Below are 16,851 nucleotides of genomic sequence, written 5' to 3' on the forward strand. Positions count from 1 at the left end.
TTCATCGTTGTTTTCACTTATTGATCATTAGTCCGCGTCGGTTATTGTCATCTTTGATGAACGTTTGTATTTGCTTTCGCCATGCAGCTTTTGTCTGCTCGTCGGCAGCATCACTGAGAGCGGGCATTTTTTTCTCGATAACTCCCAGGCGCTTGGCGGCTTCGGGAACCCGTGCACTGGCTAGCCAATACCACTTGTAGGCCTCGGGTAAATTGACTGCCTGACCAAGCCCTTTCTCGAAGATATAGCCAAGATTTGCTTGCGCCTGAGGCACGTCAAGCATCGCTGCCTCTGTGTACCACTGGGTGGCCATGGGCAGATTTTTGGGCATGCCAACACCCGTGGCGAAACACTTACCGGTTAGAAAAGCGCCTTCACCAAGACCGGCTTTCGCCGCCTTTTCATAGTATTGACAAGCCGATTCAGGGCTAGCGTCCGCGATCAGGTGGTTAGCACTCAAGGAGCCCAAACGAAACAACGCTTTTGAATAATTTAGCTGTGCCGATTTTTTATAGTACTCAACGGCTTGGGGTATGGACTTGCTTACCCCAAGACCGGACTCGTACATAAAGCCTAAATTGTAGATAGAGGTCGGGTTTTCATGTGCTGCTGAAAGTTCCAGATAATACTTGGCCTTAACATAGTCAGCTGCGCCAATCGCCTGTCCGTCCAGATACAAGGCACCCAAGGTCGCTTGTGCAGCGGCATAGTTTTGTTGGGCCAAGTCAGTCCATAGGTTTAGTGCGGCGTTGACATCCCGGGTGTGCCCCTTTCCCGTGAATAGCAATCCCGCTAGCATATTTCTGGCATCAGGATCGTTAGCTTGCTTGGCTAGCGTAGAAGCCAGGGAATAGGCACTTGAATAGTCATCTCGGTTGTAGGCCGCCCGCGCGTCGTCTATGTTTGCCGCGTGCGCGGCCGAGAGAAACAGGGCACAGCAGGCAGCCATCAGCCGGTTATTGAACTGGAATTTTTTGTTTGTAGCAGGCTCTTGATTCATGTGTGTTCCATATCAATTCATAGTCTTGAAACGCTGGCCATCCCAAGACATAGGGCGTCAGGTACTTTTGTTCAGCCAGTGTCGTATAGGAAACATCTTTCGCCCTCCCACCTATGTTCAGATTGGTGGTGGTATGGGCAATTGCTCGGGTAAATGTACCATTCGCATCGGTCATTATTTTGCTTCGCTGATCACTCCTCTCTGAACCGACCTTGGTTTCGCCGCCACTTAAGTAGTAAAGATTGCCGGTATCAAGGGAAGCAGCAGTTTGTCGGCCATCCACATTAGCGAGCACATATAAAAACTGAGTTTGTCGTGAATAAGAGCTGCCTAGAAAGACGCTGCCCACACACTGCTGTTCAAGCACTTCTATTTCCGCGGGGGTTACGTTCAGTGCGATATGCTCACTTCCAACAATGACATTGTCGAAACTAGACATCAGGTCCAGACCAAACAAACTGAGCGACCCGCCCACTACAACCAGAACGTTCCTGAGTTCAATACCCGAAAGGTTCATCTTCCTGATCAAGCCGTACTGGGCATTCACCGATTGTCGGCTGTAATAACTATTGATTTCCACCGGCGCCTTAATCAATTCGACGCCATATCGGAGGGCATCAGACTCGCCGATAACTGTCACGCTCGCGCCCGTATCAAACAAGACCTTTGCCTCGTGCCCATTGATTTCAACTTCAAGCAAAGGGTCGGTAGCGCTTTTTAGATAATCATTCTCTTCACTACTTAACACTATTTGAGTGCGCTTCAGTAAGCCGGTTTGCCGATCGCCCACACGTTTGAGCGTATCGACATCCAACTGAGCGATAAATTGTTCGGCTTGGCGACGCTGTTCTGCAGTCATGGACGCCAGTACCCGCGCATAAGCCGCGAAGTGCCCATCATTCAGGTGATTACCGAGCAGTATGAGTTTGCAGGCGGTCGACGTGTTTTCCACATTGAGGACTGCGCAATCAGCAAGGCTGACTTGCGTCGCGGGCTTCTTGGACTGGGCCCTGGCCAGAACGGCGGAAAGCAGCGTATTGGCGTCTATTTTTGATGCTTCCAAACCGCGTAATGGAATAGAACTCGGGGCATACAGTTTGGCTTGTATGTCCTGCAAATCGACAGCACTCACTGGGTTCGACAGCAAGAATGCGACCACACATAGAGTGAGGCTATTGCGGCCCATTTTTTAGTCCAAATGATCGCTCGATCCTTTTAATTTCGTCTTCCGACAGCAGCGGCTTCGGTGGCACAGTGAATGCCTTTTCCGGCGACGGCAGCGGATTGGCCAGAGTGGTCTTTTTTACTTCTGTTGCAATTTCTCCGCTGCTCACGGGGTACAAGGCCTCATCCAAACACTTATCCCGCATTGTTTGGCTGGACAAGCCATAGCAACCCTTTCCGTTTGACAGTGCCCTGGCTTCACAGGTACTGCGACCATCAGGATCCTCGTGCTCTACACAGCTCAAAGAACCGAATGCGTGACCTAGCACACTGGCCGGGTCAGCTGCATGAGCGACGGTGTAAAACAGCAACGGCGCCAAGGCGAGTAATGTATTTTTCATATTCGGTCACTCATAGAAAGTGTGCCAATCAAGGCACACCTTTTTCACTTAGTACGTAATAGTTACGCCGACCCCCGCCGACAGCTCGCCTCCCGAAGCTGAACCGCCTACGGTGACGCTGGTATTACCCGAAGTCCAAGTCGGTCCTGTGTAACCGCCATTTGATCCCAACCACTCAAACTCTCCTGGTTCCCAATCAGTGACAGGCTCAACCGTCGTCTGGCCGCCCGATACTAGCGCCAACTCTTTTTCCGTCAGTACACGCATTTGATAACTCCTTGGTGACGGAAAGAGCCTTCCATGGCCCGCCCGTTGGTTATTTGCCCTGATGGGCGCCTCAATTCCCTCTGAGGAAATAAACCTATTGATCGGCCATAAAGCCAATGATGTCGCAATGGAAGCGCACCCAATCATCCCACTCGCCAAATAGCTCAGCCTGCCGGATGCGCAATACATGAGCGCCGGGCGAACAGTTATAAAAGTCATATAAGGGAATGTAGTTTTGCGATGTACGCCCCATCAGGGCATTGAACAACACACGTGCCAATCGCCCATTACCATCTACGAATGGATGACAATTCATTAGCCCTACGGCAGCAACGGATGCACCAAATAAGTCTTGGCGACTGCTCGGTAAATCGGCCACATACTTCCAAAGGGCCATAAGTGCCGATGGTATATCAGCCGCCTGAACGAACTCTACTGTGCAGCCACGCTTATCAGGCCTGACACCTACTCGCGTCGTCCTGATTGTTACAGCGGTGCCTGTGAGCGCGCAGGCAGCGGTTTCCAACAGTTCACAAATCGTCGAGTACTTCAAGGTGACCAGAGACTGTTCAAGTGCTGATGAAAACACCTCAACATACTGTTGTTCAGTAGGCGTTCTATTATTCAAGGGTTCCAACGCATTATTCGTTGCATAATGCTCGAACAGCGGATGTTGGAAGCACCGCGATTTGGCATCGCACGCCAACACTGCCGATACCGATCCGGGCGAAACAGGCCACGGCTTATTTTTATACATCTCAAGTCTTGCCTGAGCGTTAAGCACTGATTTAACCGTTCCCTCAGCCAGCACCAATCCAACTGGATAAGCTAGGGATTTTCTAAAATGTGTTTTTACTTTTGCCACGACAAAATCCATTTCATTCCGGTCCTATGCCTCGCGCACAAATAACTCTTGCGACGACAACACTTGAAAATAGGTATTCCCTCAAGAAAGAGCACTCTACCAACGAAATATGACACTTTTCCAAAATTCGTGTGAAACTTTTATTGATTCGTTATTTTATTAGCCTCCCCCTGCTTAACAAGTTGCGCCCCTCAGCAGGCACGTAATACATTGTCTACTCCAGCAACCCCACCAAATTAAAACTAAACCAGATTTCACCTCACACAATTGGACAATTCACAATGGCCAACACCGACTTAGACTCGCTTTTTTCGCAGCATTACTCCAACGCCAAGACCATGGAATTCCCAGCTTTCATTGACAACAAGTCAACTTGCAACCCAATCAATTCAGCACCTTATATAACGTCCCTTTCAAGCTTTTTTGAAGAACCTAAAGATCCAAAAAGGAGCTTGCTCTGCGCACGACTTAAAACCGCTATAGTAGAGTTGGCGATGGCTGATATTGGCGTTGAAATCATACTGATCGGTGGAAGTTTTCTGGACTCAACGATCATCCCAGGCGATCTGGATTGCGTGCTCTTCTACTCATTGAGCGCCGAAACGAGCACACTGGACTTTCAGCAATGGCAATATCAGATGAAAAAGCAAGACCTAGATGCCCGACTGATCCCTATGGACTCCAATCCGCTCATCATGTGGAAAGCCGCGTTATTTTTTGCGGTACTGTACACGCAAAGAAAAAACGCCGAGGGCGTCCCTACCGGCTTGATATTAATTGACTGCAAACGCTGAACGGCGCACCCGAGCTATCTCAAAGAAACCTTCACAAATACTGCGTAATTCAGAATTACATTCTTATATTTAACTATGAGCTGTCCGCACAACCCTACGGATTAATTGACTAGATATGACATACCGTTTAATGGTCATGACACAAAAAACCAACTTCACCTCAGCAATTATAGAATCCACACAATAGAACTGATAATGAGAGAGTTAACGGCAGAAGAACTATTGCTAGTTTCCGGTGATACCACCACTGATTCGACGACTCCTGAGCCAGATCCTGCCGATGGCGCCCCTGATACAGGCGTATCGTTTTAACTGAAGCAGCTTGGCTCGCGTTGCGAGCCGGGCTACAACGTTTACTGAACCACTTCAGGATTGCTTGATCCGCTACCCGCTTCAAAAATCCTTGCCAGATGACCTTAGCGCAGACGCCCTTCTCATGTTCGCCATCACATCCCAAGGCGCCAAATGCGCTGATTTTGTCCGTAAGGAATACAAGCAAAGCTCTACACCCAATTGGTTTTTCATCGAAGGTGGCGGCTTCATGCCTTGGCTCAGAAAGGCAATCACTTCGTCAGGCGCAGGAAAATAAGCGGAGGGTTTCAGTATTAAAGGATTCACCTGGCTCGTGACCAGTCGGCATGCTTTTATCCCCTCCTCGCCCACCCACTCTTTACTGGTAGGGTCTGCATGTTGGCGCTGACACCGAATTGACCCAGTGGCCGATGCCAGGCTGCCCCAGCACCAATCGGAAAAAATTCAGCACTGGTAATGGTTCACAAGGTAGGAGCCTGGGTCAGTAAAATTTCGGTAACTGGGTCAATCCTGCGCTGGCGATAACACTTGCGGCCCGGCATAGCTCAATTGCCGGCCATACCATGATCGAACGCCTCTCGAAGTCAAAACATTTAAAACCTTCCTCACGTCATCCCACCAAGAATGTTGAGTGTTATCAGGGATCAAGGCCCCTGCGACCTGTGAGGGTTATCCATTAACGCGGGGCTCACGGCTCCTTACGACCGGGAGCTTGGGCATCTCATGATCTGGCCTCCTGAACACTTCCGAAGAAATGGGCGGGTGAAGGCTGCGCTGGCTGACGAGACCGGCACCGCGAGATCCTGAGTCAGGTGAAGGCAGTGACGCGATGACCGGGGCGTGCCTGACTGTCAGTCAGGTGCAGTCCATTCCGTGGGCTGCGGCACCATCATCTGCATCGCTGTTGCTGGTGACGTCGGTGTTTGTCACGCCAATTGTCACGAGGGGGAATGCCGCAAAGCCTTGTACGAGTTGGGCTGCAGCAGCGGTAGGAGCGCCCGTCTCTTTCCGGGAGAAAGAGACGGGCGCAGGTTGGCGCAATGAAATGGCCACGCGGATAGGTTGCTGCAGGGCAGTTGGGTAGAGGGATGTATTTGCCGCAATGGCAATGATCTGAAGTGGGCATCCATCACTCGGTGAGTGATCGTGCGAACCACCGGACGCTAATCGCACTTTGGGAGAACCACCACGGCGTAGCGTAGCCTTAAAGGTTCTGGCTACCTGGGTTGCTGTCAATGACAGCGCTTTGCCTGACCTTTTCTACGCCTGTGGAGAATTTGGGTCAAGGCTCGAATTTTCGGGAGTTCTGCGGCTGTGGATGAAATTATCCACTACTGGAAATCAGTGGTTTTCCACAGACAATTGCGTGGGCTTTAGATTTTTTAAGTGAGGTCCATCCAAACAGGGCGGCTTTGCAGTCCTGTTTGGATGGACCCGCGTGGACGAGCGGATCACTGAGATATAAGGGCCGAGTACTTACTCAGTTGCGCCACGTTTTGCTTTTAGGCGAGTGAGATTCGCACCCGTCTGATTGGCGAATTCGCGTGGGCTGACATGCTTCTGCTTATTAGTCTCAAGGTAGCGACTCCACCAGTTCATGATCAGCCTGCGCTCCTCGATGAACTCGGCCTTGTGGATGTAAGCGGCGCGGACGTTGTTGCGTTCCTTGTGGCTCATCTGCCGCTCGATGGCTGTGTCCGTCCACAAACCGGACTCGATCAGTGCGCTACAGGCCATCGAACGAAACCCATGCCCACAGATCTCGGATTTGGTGTCGTACCCCATCTTCCGAAGCGCGCTGTTCACAGTGTTTTCGGACATTGGTTTCCAAGACTTGGTATCGCCTGCGAACACCAAGTCAAATTTGCCTGTGATTGCGTGGATCTGCTCGAGCAGGGCGATCGCTTGCGGCGATAAGGGTACAAGATGGATATCGCCTGCCATCTTCGTACCCCTTGTGGAAAAGGGTACGCCTTCCAACGCTGGTCGCGTGTCGGGTATTTCCCAGACGCCACGTTTGAGGTCGAACTCGCTCCAGCGGGCGAAGCGCAGCTCGCTGGAGCGTACAAACACGTGCAGCGACAGCAAGACCGTCAGCCGGGTAATTGCGCGGCCTTTATAGGTGTCGATCCGTTCCTGCAATTCAGGCAAGCGCGATAAGGATAAGGCGGGGCGGTGGACGACCCGCGAGGCTTTGATCGAGCCTACGAGGTCGTAAGCAGGGTTTACGGTGATAAGCCGGAGTCGCTTTGCCTCGCGCATGATGCTCTGCAGGTAGTTTTGTACCCTTAAAGCAATGTCTATCGTTCCGCGCTTCTTAATCGCGTCCAGGGGCCGCATAAGGTCGTGGGTATCAAGGTCGACAATGGCGCGGGCGCCGATCAGCGGGAAGAGGTGAGTTTTGAGGCGACTCATCACTGTCTTGGAATAGTCCGGTGCCCACTTGGCTGACATTTCCGTGTGCCAGCCGAGGGCAACACTTTCAAAGGTGCGGCCTTTGATCAGAGCGTCCGTCTTGGCTTGGTTCTTGGCGCCTATGGGGTCAATGCCATCCGCCAGCATTCGCTTGACCTCCAAGCGCTTGCGGCGCGCATCGGCGAGGCCAACGATGGGGTAGTTGCCGAATGAGGTCAGTCCTTCCCGGCCATCAGGTTTGACGTATCTGAGACGCCAGCCTTTGCGGCCATTGGGTTGGACTAGAAGGTAAAGGCCGTCGCCGTCGAAAAGCTTGTAGGCGCGGTCTGTGGGCTTGGCCGAACGGCAAGCGGCGTCGGAGAGTGGAGCAGTAGTGCGCGACATAAGGGTACTCCCTTTTATCGAACTGACCTTTATCCCAAACTCTACCCTTAAAATGGCTGGTACCTACCGGAATCCGACAGAACGCCAAAACGAAAAAACCCGCCAGAAGGCGGGTTTTTCGGGGGTTTCAGAGACTGTGTTAGCTTTCTCTGGAACCTTGTCTGGCTCCACGACCTGGACTCGAACCAGGGACCCAATGATTAACAGTCATTTGCTCTACCAACTGAGCTATCGCGGAATGCGCCGTATGTTACTGATTGAAAAGGATAAGTCAAGCTTTAAGTAGTATTTCTTCAACCATATTGAGCATGTCGTACGCTGTGTACCAGGCGCGCCTAAGCCGGCGAGCGTAGGTGTGATCAGTCCCGGGCCACTTACCCGAGTCCTAAAATCTCACACCCTTAGATGATTTGAGCCAATCGCAGCGCCACCGTCGATGCCTGTTCGGCACTGGCGATGTTCGTGAAGCCGAGTATCAGGCCGTACCTGGGCTTGGCTTCCAGGTACCACTGTGAGAGCGGTTCGACGGCTATGCCAACAGCCCGGGCACGCTGAGCGAGCTCGATGTCATCACCTTCGCGAAGGCCTGCGACCAGGTGCATGCCCCCTGCTTGAGGGTTGATCAGTAGACGCTCGCCAAATTGTTGATGCAGCGCATCGACCAGCCATTGCCGGCGGCGCGCGTAGAGGCTGCGCATTTTCTTTAGGTGCCGCGCAAAATGGCCCTCGTAGAGGAAAGCGGTGACGGTCGCTTGAAGGACATGCGGACAGTGGTTATGCAAACGATCCGCCTGACGGGCAAACGCGTCGCTCTGCTCGGCCGGCACAACCAGATAGGCCAGACGCAGGCCTGGAAACAGTACCTTGCTGAAGGTACCGGTGTAGAGCACGCAGCCCTGCTGGTCAAGGCTCTTGAGGGCCGGCAAGGGCTTACCTTGATAGCGGTATTCACTGTCGTAATCATCCTCGATGATCCAGGCACCTTGGCGGTTGGCCCAGTCCAGTAGCGCCAACCGACGCGGCAGTGACAGCGACACACCCAGCGGGCTCTGGTGGGTCGGCGTGACCACTGCGAAACGGGCATCCGGGCAACGGGCAATGCCTTGCGCGACGTCAAGCCCTTGGTCATCCACTGGAACCGGCACCAACTGGGCGCCGGCTTCCAGTAGGGCGTTCCTGGCCATGAAGTAGCCGGGCTCTTCCATCCAGCACGTATCACCCGGGTGCATCAGCGTGTGGCTAATCAGGTCCAGGCACGCGCGATAGCCCGCGCACACGAATACCTGCTCCGGGTGGCAGGAAATACCCCGCGAAATGCCCAAGTAGGCGGCAATGGCCGCGCGTAAAGGTGCATGGCCTCGCGGATCCGGGTAGACAAGCCCCTCGAGGCCGGCCTGCCGTAGCTGACGGCCTGCCAATCTTGTCCAGAGTTTGCGGGGAAAGGCATCCAGCGCGGGCAGCCCCATCTGCAGGGCCAGCGGCAGCGCCCCGGAATGGGTGGGCTGGTACTCCGTCGAAGAAACTGGGGCATGGAGTATGGGTAAGGAAACGGGTGCCAGGTGCGGTGTGACAATCGTCCCGGCGGCTCCGCGAGCGGTCAAGTAGCCCTCCCCCATCAGTAACTGGTACGCCGCTTCCACAGTGCCACGCGCCAGGTTCAACTCCGCCGCCAAAGCGCGAACGGCAGGTACTCGATCTCCCGGCCGCAAGCGACCGTCGACAATGGACTCACGAAATCGCTGATAAAGCTGGCGATAGATCGGCGCTGATTGGCTGCGGTCCAGTTTGAAGGGAAGAATCATGACCTAGTCATTTATGCATTTTTCGGCCCTGTAGATTAAGTCATTGCGGCCCTAAGGTCTGCTATCTCTCTACAGTGGATGACGGACATGGCTTACACACTTCAACACCTCGAAGACAAGGAAGCCTTCGAGGCCTGCTTCGACCTGATGCGCGTCTTGCGCCCGCATGTCGCCAACCCGGCCACCTACGTGGAGCAACTGGTTCGGCAGACTGAGCAAGGTTACCGTTTATTGGCCGCGTGGGACGGTGAGCAGGCGGTCGGCCTGGCCGGTTACCGCGAGCTGGAAAACCTGCTCTACGGGCGTTTCATCTACGTCGATGATCTGGTGGTGAGGCCTGACCTGCAGCGCAGTAGCCTGGGGGCACGACTATTGAGCGCCGTTCGCGAGGAGGCCGTACGGCGCGGTTGCGCTCATTTCGTGCTCGACACCGGGCTGCATATGCCGTTGGCCCAACGCTTCTATTTTCGCCAGGGGCTGCTAGCCCACGGCATGCACTTCACGCAAAGCCTTCAGGCAGAGAGTCAGGCATGAATAATGTTCTGTTGATCAATGCCAGCCCGAATGGCCAGGTTTCCCATGCGAACCAGTTGGCACTGGAGTTAGTAGCATCTCTGCGGCACCGGTATCCGAGGCTCGAACTGGTCGAACGTGACTTGGGCACGCACCCACTGCCACCGCTGGGTATGGACTACGCTCGTGGCCTGGCAACGACCACGCCGTTCGACTCACCTGCTTTCGAGGTCTCCGAAGCGCTGATCAGCGAACTGGAACGCAGCGATATCCTGCTCATTGCCACCCCTATGCACAACTTTACGCTCCCCGCCTCGCTCAAGCTCTGGATCGACTACGTCCTGCGCATTCACCGCACGTTCAGTTCAGGCCCCGAGGGCAAGGCCGGTCTGCTGAGCAACCGTCCGGTGTACGTGTTGGTCGGCTCCGGTGGCTTTCACCAAGGCGAACGGGCACGGCAACCGGATTTTCTAACGCCTTACCTGCGCCAGGTACTTAACACCCTCGGGCTGTTCAACCTGCACTTCACCTACCTTCAAGGTTTGGTGTTCGGTGAAGAGGCCGTCCGAGCAACGGTCCAGGATACCCGCGCCCGGCTGTCACAGGAGCCGCTGTTCAAACACCTCGTTTGCGCCTGATCCGTCGGACCTCGCAATGGCCATTTAGCGTAGAAAAGCGTGGTTCAATTCATCGCAAGAAGGAAATAAATCGAGCGCCCGCCCAGCGTATTCAACCGCGCAGGAACTGCTTTCGATGGCTACCGAGGTCAACGTAAGCGTCGTATCGCTCTCTGCACATTGCCCCTTTTGCCTCTCATGGAGTTCGCCTTGAAGACAATCGCTCTGGTCGCTTTCGACCAATTCACCGACATCGATCTGTTCCTGATGTGGGACATTTTAGGTCGCAACACCAAGGACTGGCACGTCCGAATACTGGGCTCCAGCTCTATCGTGCATTCGGCACACGGCTTGCCTGTTCCGGTGCACGGTCCGCTTTGCGAGGCTAACAGCGCCGACGCGGTGCTGTTCATCAGTGGTAGAGAGGGAATACCCGCCGCACTTGCCGCTCCAGATTTCCTGCCCTCGTTTGAACTTGATCCCAGACGCCAGCGAATCGGCTCCATCTGCGCGGGAGCCTTCATTCTCGAACGGCTTGGACTGCTGCCCGGCGGACGAGCAACTACCCACCCGGACGCACGATCACGCTTATTAGCTCTGGGATTGGAGCCCGTGGACCAGCCGCTGGTATGCCAGGGGAACGTTGCAACCGCTGGCGGATGCCTTGCGGCGCTCTATCTGGTGGGATGGCTGGTTGAGTCCTGGTTCGATGTAGACAAGCGCCAGGCGACACTGCTGCCTGTTCTGCCGGCCGGGCAGCAAGAGCTCTATGATGCCTTGATCGGGCTCAGTATTCGGCAAGGAGAAGCGTGCGCCTCAACCCGCAAAAGCCATTCACTCAACCTGTCGGCGTGATGTCTTCCTCGATCAAAACGGCACCGGTCCCGAGTTGCCCTAAACGGGCATCCACAGCCGGTACAACCGTCGAGCTGATCGCGAGGCCGGGTAAGACTGCGAATCCGCTCACTCAGCATATCCCTCCAAAGCAAGCCTCACTCGCAACTGCGCGTAAAATCTCGAAGTGGAGCCAACATGAACAAGCATCACGCGTCATCTGATCAGTCTTCGCAATCGGCACCAGAGGTGGGCGCGTCTCTGGATGATCGCTCTTCAGATACAGGTTGGACCGCCCTGCTGTCCGGTTCAAATGGCGTGCGCTCTCTCGCACTGGCAGGCGGCGTGGTGCTCCATGCGATCAACGTCTACATTGCCACCACGATTTTACCGTCAGTGGTCAGGGACATCGGCGGCATCGACTATTACGCCTGGAATACCACGCTGTTCGTCGCGGCCTCCATCCTCGGTTCAGCACTCTCGGCGAGGTTGCTGACCGGCACGGGGCCGCGCGGTGCATACATCATCGCCACGCTGGTATTTGCGAGCGGCGCGCTTATCTGTGCGTTTGCCCCGTCAATGCCCGTCATGCTGGCCGGCCGTCTTATTCAAGGGCTAGGCGGCGGTTTTCTGTTCGCCCTCTCCTACGCCATGATCCGGCTGGTGTTCAATGAGACCTTGTGGCCGCGTGCGATGGCGTTGGTCTCCGGCATGTGGGGGGTGGCTACGCTGATCGGTCCTGCGGTCGGCGGCATCTTCGCTGAACTCGGCGTATGGCGAGCGGCTTTTTGGTCACTCATCCCCGTCGCAGTGTTGTTCGCCCTGCTGGCTGCGGTCGTGCTGCCCAAACGCGACGCTGAAAGATCAGAGCGCTCGCCGCTTCCACTCGCCCAACTCGTTTTCCTGACGTTGGCAGTTCTCGCCGTTTCGGTCGGTAGCGTCTCGCCAATCCTCTCCTGGAATATCGCAGGCCTTGGTGCCGCCGCTATCCTGACGGCCCTGCTGATAGGCACGGAAAGCCGCGCCCGCCACAGGCTGCTGCCAGCAAGTGCATTCAGAATCACCTCAGCGCTGGGAGCGCTGTATGCAACGATGTCGCTGCTTGCAGTCGCCGTGACCAGTGGCGAGATATTCGTGCCGCTTTTCCTCCAGGTCCTCCACCATCAATCCCCGCTCATCGCCGGCTATCTCGCAGCGCTCATGGCTGCCGGGTGGACGCTAGGGTCTATCGCAAGCTCCGGGGCGAGCGGCAAAGGCATCAGGCGCGCGATTCTCGCCGGCCCAATCCTTGGATTGACCGGTATGGTGGCGCTTGCTGTTTTGATTCGAACCGAAAGTGCAGGTGGCTGGCTGACGGTCACGCCGATCTGCCTCGCACTCGTCGCTATCGGGTTTGGCGTGGGGCTGGCTTGGCCGCATCTGCTGACCCGTGTATTTCAGGTCGCGTCGGCTGGCGAGCAGGACCTGGCTGCTGCGTCGATTACAACCGTGCAGTTGTTCGCCACCGCGCTGGGCGCTGCTCTCGCGGGAATGGTGGCGAACGTTGCCGGCCTCACTGATCCCGGAGGCATCACCGGCATGGCGAACGCTGCGGGCTGGTTGTTTGGAATATTCGCGTTCGCGCCGATCTTTGCGGTTTTCACCGCCCTGCGCGTGATCCGGCTTCACTCGAACGCTGGGGAGGTTCGCCAGGGTTCACGCAACGCGGGATTATCATAGTTTTAGGGCCCTCCGTCAGGCCCGCATGATTTACCCCAACTGCTCAATCACTCCACCCGTCTTGAGCTGCGCCAACTGCGCTGCCGATAACCCCAATCGCTCACCCAACACCTCATCGGTATGCTGCCCCAACATCGGCGCCGGCCGCACATATTCCACCGGCGTCCCCGACATCTTGATCGGGCTGCCCACCATGGCGAAGTCCGGGTTCTGCGGGTGAGGAATCTTCACCATCAGTTCACGGGCAATCACCTGCGGCTCTTCCAGGGATTGAGCGATGTTGTTGATCGCGCCCACCGGCACTTTGGAGGCATGGATACTCGCCACCCATTCATCCGCCGTGCGCCCGAGAAAGTGCGCCGACAACAATTCGACGATCTCGACACGATGGGCAACGCGGTCGGCGTTGCGGCGGAAGCGCGGGTCATCCGGCAGGTGCGGCAGGCCGATGCTCTGGCACAGGGCAATAAACTGGCTGTCGTTGCCGCAGGCGATGATGAAGTCTCGGTCCGAAGCACGGAAAACCTGGTACGGCACGATGTTGGCGTGGGCGTTGCCGAAGCGCTGCGGGACTTTGCCCGAGGCCAGGTAGTTCATGCTCTGGTTGGCCAGGGTCGCCACTTGGACATCCAGCAACGCCATGTCGATGTGTTGACCGACGCCGGTGCGCTCGCGGCTGAGCAACGCGGCCTGGATGGCAACGGTGGAATAGAGGCCGGTCATCAGGTCGGAGAACGCCACGCCGACTTTCTGCGGGCCGCCGCCGGGGAGGTCGTCGCGCTCGCCGGTGATGCTCATCAGGCCGCCGATGCCCTGGATGATGAAGTCGTAGCCCGGCTCCTCGGCCCGCGGGCCGGTCTGGCCGAAGCCGGTGATGGAGCAGTAGACCAGCCGTGGATTGAGCTCGGCCAGGGTCGCGTAATCCAGGCCATAGCGTGCCAGGGAACCAGCCTTGTAGTTCTCGATCAGCACATCGGAACTGGCCGCCAGGGCCCGCACCAGTTCCTGGCCCTCGGCGCTGGCCAGGTCAATGGCCACGGACAACTTGCCACGGTTGGTGGACTGGTAATAAGACGCCTGCCCCGATGATTCGCCGCTGTCGGTCTTCATCCATGGCGGGCCCCAACCGCGGGTGTCGTCGCCACTTGTGGGGCGTTCGATCTTGATCACTTCCGCCCCCAGGTCGGCCAATACCTGGCCACACCAGGGACCGGCCAATACCCGGCTCAAATCCAGTACCCGCAAACCTGTCAACGCACCCATTGTTCTTATCCTGTCGATGAATCGAAATCAGCCGACTGTCGGCTCTTTATGGAGCAAGGAAATCCCCAGCACCGCACGCCGCCGCAGCCAGGGGCTGGGGCGATAACGTGGGTCGTGGGTGAGCTCACTCATGCGCTGCAAAATACTCAGGATCCGCCGCGGCCCGAGGGCATCGCCCCAAGCCAGCGGACCGTTGGGATAGCCCAGACCCAGCTGCACCGCCTGGTCGATATCCTCGACGCTGGCGATCCGTTGCTGAGCAATGTCGCAGGCCAGGTTGACCACCATCGCCAACGTGCGCTGGACAACAAAACCGACGCTGTCACCAATCACCGTCACACCCACGCCATCGCTGGCGAGCAACGCATGGGCCGCGTCGCGCATAACGGGCGCGGTCAGTGGGTTTTGCATCAGCGTGCGATGGCGCGACAGGTCGGTCAGCAGATCAATGCACACCGTGCGCGCCGGGTCTGTATCGAAGCGCTCGCACGCCGAGGTGGCATCGCGACCGTAAGGCGCCAGCAAACACAATGCCTCAGGCGAAGGCTGTGCAGCACTTTCAAGGTGCGCGCCCAACTCGATCACCAATGCACTCAAACGCTCATAGTCTTCTGCGTGTTCGGTGGCAATCCACACCGGCGGCAACGACGGGACTGCGGGCACCGGCTGCGGTTGTGGGCCGTCGATGACCTGGCCGTTTTCATACCGATAAAAACCCTGTCCGGTCTTGCGCCCCAGGCGCCCACCCACCAGCATTTGCCGGGTCAGTGGCGAAGGCTTGTAACGTGGTTCCTGATAGAACTGGTTGTAGATCGACTCCATCACCGGATGGGAAACGTCCAGCCCGGTGAGGTCCAGCAATTCCAGCGGGCCCATGCGAAAGCCCGCGCCTTCGCGCAGGATGCGGTCGATGTCGCCGCACTGGGCGATGCCTTCATCGAGCATCTTCAGGGCTTCGGTGCCGTAGGCGCGACCCGCGTGGTTGACGATAAAACCCGGCGTGTCCTTGGCTCGTACGCCACGGTGACCAACACGCGCGACGAAGGCCAACAATCGGTCGCCTACCTGCGGCGCCGTCGCCAGGCCGTCGATGACTTCCACCACCCGCATCAAAGGCACCGGATTGAAGAAGTGCAGTCCCGCCACTCGCTCAGGATGCTGGCAACCGGTGGCAATCGACGTCACCGACAACGACGAGGTGTTGGTAGCAAGGATGCAGTCCTCAGTAACGGTACCTTCCAATTGTTGCAACAGGCCGCGCTTGGCCTCCAGGTTTTCGACGATGGCTTCCACCACCAGATCGCAATCGCGCAGCTCATCTATGGCCGCCGTCACCTGCAGGTTTTCCAGCGCGACGTCCATCGCCGACTGGGGGATCTTGCCCTTGCTCACCAGCTTGGCCAAGGTCACGCCGAGGTTGTCGCGAGCCGCTTGCGCCGCACCGTCGCGGGCATCGAACAGCCGCACACGCACACCGGCCTGAGCGGCAATCTGCGCGATGCCGGCCCCCATGACACCGGTGCCTACCAGCCCCATGATCTTGATCGAATCGCCCATGGTCATTCCCCGAGGTAGTTAGGTGTGCGTTTCTCGAAGAACGCCGCGGCGCCCTCCTTCTGATCCGCAGAGTCGAACAACAGTTGGAAGGCCTTGCGCTCCAGTACCAGCGCGCTTTCCAGCGGCAAGTCGGCGCCGGCGAGCATGACTTCCTTGATCTGCTGCACCGCCAGCGGCGGCAACGCGGCTATCTGCGCCGCCAATTCCAGGGCGCGGGGCAAGGTCTGGTCGTCGGCCACCACTTCGCTGAGCATGCCCATGGCTAGGGCTTCCGGCGCCTTGACCATGCAGCCGGTCAGCGCAATGCGCATGGCCTGGAACTTACCCACCGCCCGCACGAGCCGCTGAGTACCGCCTGCCCCCGGCATCAAACCAAGCTTGACCTCCGGCTGGGCAAAACGCGCGGATTCACCGGCGACGATCAGGTCGCAATGCATCGCCAGTTCGCAGCCGCCACCCAGGGCAAAACCGTTCACCGCCGCAATCACGGGCTTTGGGCAACGGCTAATGGCCTCCCACAAATACTCGGTGTGCCGACGGTACATCTCGATGGGACTGGCACTGGCGAACTCCTTGATATCGGCACCGGCGACGAAGAATTGCTCGCCACCGGTCAGCACGATAGCGCGCACGTCCTTGCGCTGGGCCAGAGCCCGGAAATGCAGCGCCAGTTCTTCACGGACCTGGGCGTTCAAGGCGTTTTTCACTTCAGGACGATGGATACGCACCACGGCAACGCCATTGTCCTGGACGTCGAGGTACACCACGGGGGGGACGGAATTGGCCACATTCACTCCTGCTGCAATGTTCTTGTTAGTGCGGTCAATGCATGTTTCGCTATGCGAAATAACATTCCGTATTTAGCGATTAGCATAAGTATCGGTCTGCCGGGTGTAAACGTAAAAACCCAACACTCACGTAAAATAGCGATTAAGCCTTTGTTT

General features: G+C 56.7%; 14 protein-coding genes and 1 tRNA gene. 5 read left to right on the top strand and 10 right to left on the bottom strand.

Translation table 11 applies throughout. The annotated features are described in order from the left end of the window. Positions 1 to 13: 13 nt before the first annotated feature. The 4 genes from J7E41_RS14605 to J7E41_RS14620 all read right to left on the bottom strand — a co-directional run bounded on the left by J7E41_RS14605 (position 14) and on the right by J7E41_RS14620 (position 3,709). Positions 14 to 1,000: a tetratricopeptide repeat protein gene (locus J7E41_RS14605; protein ID WP_214993867.1), complete on the bottom strand. Its 987-nt coding sequence runs from the start codon at positions 998 to 1,000 to the stop codon at positions 14 to 16. Next, positions 957 to 2,186 carry a retropepsin-like aspartic protease gene (locus J7E41_RS14610; protein WP_214993869.1) on the bottom strand — a complete coding sequence of 410 codons (1,230 nt, stop codon included), beginning with the start codon at positions 2,184 to 2,186 and terminating at the stop codon, positions 957 to 959. Before J7E41_RS14610 ends, J7E41_RS14605 begins: the two co-directional genes overlap by 44 nt. Continuing rightward, positions 2,173 to 2,565, bottom strand: coding sequence for a hypothetical protein (locus J7E41_RS14615; RefSeq protein WP_214993871.1), 393 nt, complete (start codon positions 2,563 to 2,565; stop codon positions 2,173 to 2,175). Before J7E41_RS14615 ends, J7E41_RS14610 begins: the two co-directional genes overlap by 14 nt. A gap of 361 nt (positions 2,566 to 2,926) precedes the next feature. Continuing rightward, positions 2,927 to 3,709 carry a Fic family protein gene (locus tag J7E41_RS14620; RefSeq protein ID WP_214993872.1) on the bottom strand — a complete coding sequence of 261 codons (783 nt, stop codon included), beginning with the start codon at positions 3,707 to 3,709 and terminating at the stop codon, positions 2,927 to 2,929. Positions 3,710 to 3,978: 269 nt separating this feature from the next. Here J7E41_RS14620 and J7E41_RS14625 point away from each other — a divergent pair, with 269 nt between their 5' ends. After that, a complete protein-coding gene (locus J7E41_RS14625; RefSeq protein WP_214993873.1) occupies positions 3,979 to 4,491 on the top strand; it encodes a DUF6932 family protein in 513 nt (170 codons plus the stop codon). Positions 4,492 to 6,279: 1,788 nt separating this feature from the next. On the opposite strand, the gene J7E41_RS14630 is transcribed toward J7E41_RS14625, so the two are convergent. From J7E41_RS14630 to J7E41_RS14640, 3 genes are all read right to left on the bottom strand, one after another. Further along, positions 6,280 to 7,602 carry a tyrosine-type recombinase/integrase gene (locus tag J7E41_RS14630; RefSeq protein ID WP_214993874.1) on the bottom strand — a complete coding sequence of 441 codons (1,323 nt, stop codon included), beginning with the start codon at positions 7,600 to 7,602 and terminating at the stop codon, positions 6,280 to 6,282. 162 nt (positions 7,603 to 7,764) lie between these two features. Continuing rightward, a tRNA-Asn gene (locus J7E41_RS14635) sits at positions 7,765 to 7,840 on the bottom strand. A gap of 163 nt (positions 7,841 to 8,003) precedes the next feature. After that, on the bottom strand, positions 8,004 to 9,404 hold the full coding sequence (locus J7E41_RS14640; protein ID WP_214993875.1) for a PLP-dependent aminotransferase family protein: 1,401 nt from the start codon (positions 9,402 to 9,404) through the stop codon (positions 8,004 to 8,006). A gap of 87 nt (positions 9,405 to 9,491) precedes the next feature. Between J7E41_RS14640 and J7E41_RS14645 the strand changes: the two genes are divergently transcribed. The 4 genes from J7E41_RS14645 to J7E41_RS14660 all read left to right on the top strand — a co-directional run bounded on the left by J7E41_RS14645 (position 9,492) and on the right by J7E41_RS14660 (position 13,087). Continuing rightward, positions 9,492 to 9,938 (top strand): GNAT family N-acetyltransferase, encoded by a 447-nt coding sequence (locus J7E41_RS14645; RefSeq protein WP_214993877.1) that lies wholly within the window; start codon positions 9,492 to 9,494, stop codon positions 9,936 to 9,938. Continuing rightward, a complete protein-coding gene (locus J7E41_RS14650; protein ID WP_214993879.1) occupies positions 9,935 to 10,555 on the top strand; it encodes an FMN-dependent NADH-azoreductase in 621 nt (206 codons plus the stop codon). Before J7E41_RS14645 ends, J7E41_RS14650 begins: the two co-directional genes overlap by 4 nt. A 189-nt stretch (positions 10,556 to 10,744) precedes the next feature. Then, positions 10,745 to 11,389: a DJ-1/PfpI family protein gene (locus J7E41_RS14655; RefSeq protein ID WP_214993880.1), complete on the top strand. Its 645-nt coding sequence runs from the start codon at positions 10,745 to 10,747 to the stop codon at positions 11,387 to 11,389. Between the two features lie 177 nt (positions 11,390 to 11,566). After that, complete coding sequence (locus J7E41_RS14660; RefSeq protein WP_214993881.1) at positions 11,567 to 13,087, top strand: MFS transporter; 1,521 nt, start codon at positions 11,567 to 11,569, stop codon at positions 13,085 to 13,087. 30 nt (positions 13,088 to 13,117) lie between these two features. Here J7E41_RS14660 and J7E41_RS14665 read toward each other — a convergent pair whose 3' ends face one another. From J7E41_RS14665 to J7E41_RS14675, 3 genes are read right to left on the bottom strand one after another with little or no spacing between them, the layout of a single operon-like run. Next, the gene (locus tag J7E41_RS14665) at positions 13,118 to 14,350 is read right to left on the bottom strand and encodes a CaiB/BaiF CoA transferase family protein (RefSeq protein WP_214993882.1); all 1,233 of its coding nucleotides are present in this window, start codon (positions 14,348 to 14,350) and stop codon (positions 13,118 to 13,120) included. Positions 14,351 to 14,377: 27 nt separating this feature from the next. Beyond that, positions 14,378 to 15,907 carry a 3-hydroxyacyl-CoA dehydrogenase gene (locus J7E41_RS14670; protein WP_214993883.1) on the bottom strand — a complete coding sequence of 510 codons (1,530 nt, stop codon included), beginning with the start codon at positions 15,905 to 15,907 and terminating at the stop codon, positions 14,378 to 14,380. A gap of 2 nt (positions 15,908 to 15,909) precedes the next feature. Further along, on the bottom strand, positions 15,910 to 16,695 hold the full coding sequence (locus J7E41_RS14675) for an enoyl-CoA hydratase (RefSeq protein WP_214993884.1): 786 nt from the start codon (positions 16,693 to 16,695) through the stop codon (positions 15,910 to 15,912). Positions 16,696 to 16,851 lie beyond the last annotated feature (156 nt).

Origin of the sequence: Pseudomonas fluorescens (genome assembly GCF_018614655.1) — a bacterium.
Lineage (GTDB): Bacteria > Pseudomonadota > Gammaproteobacteria > Pseudomonadales > Pseudomonadaceae > Aquipseudomonas > Aquipseudomonas fluorescens_BX.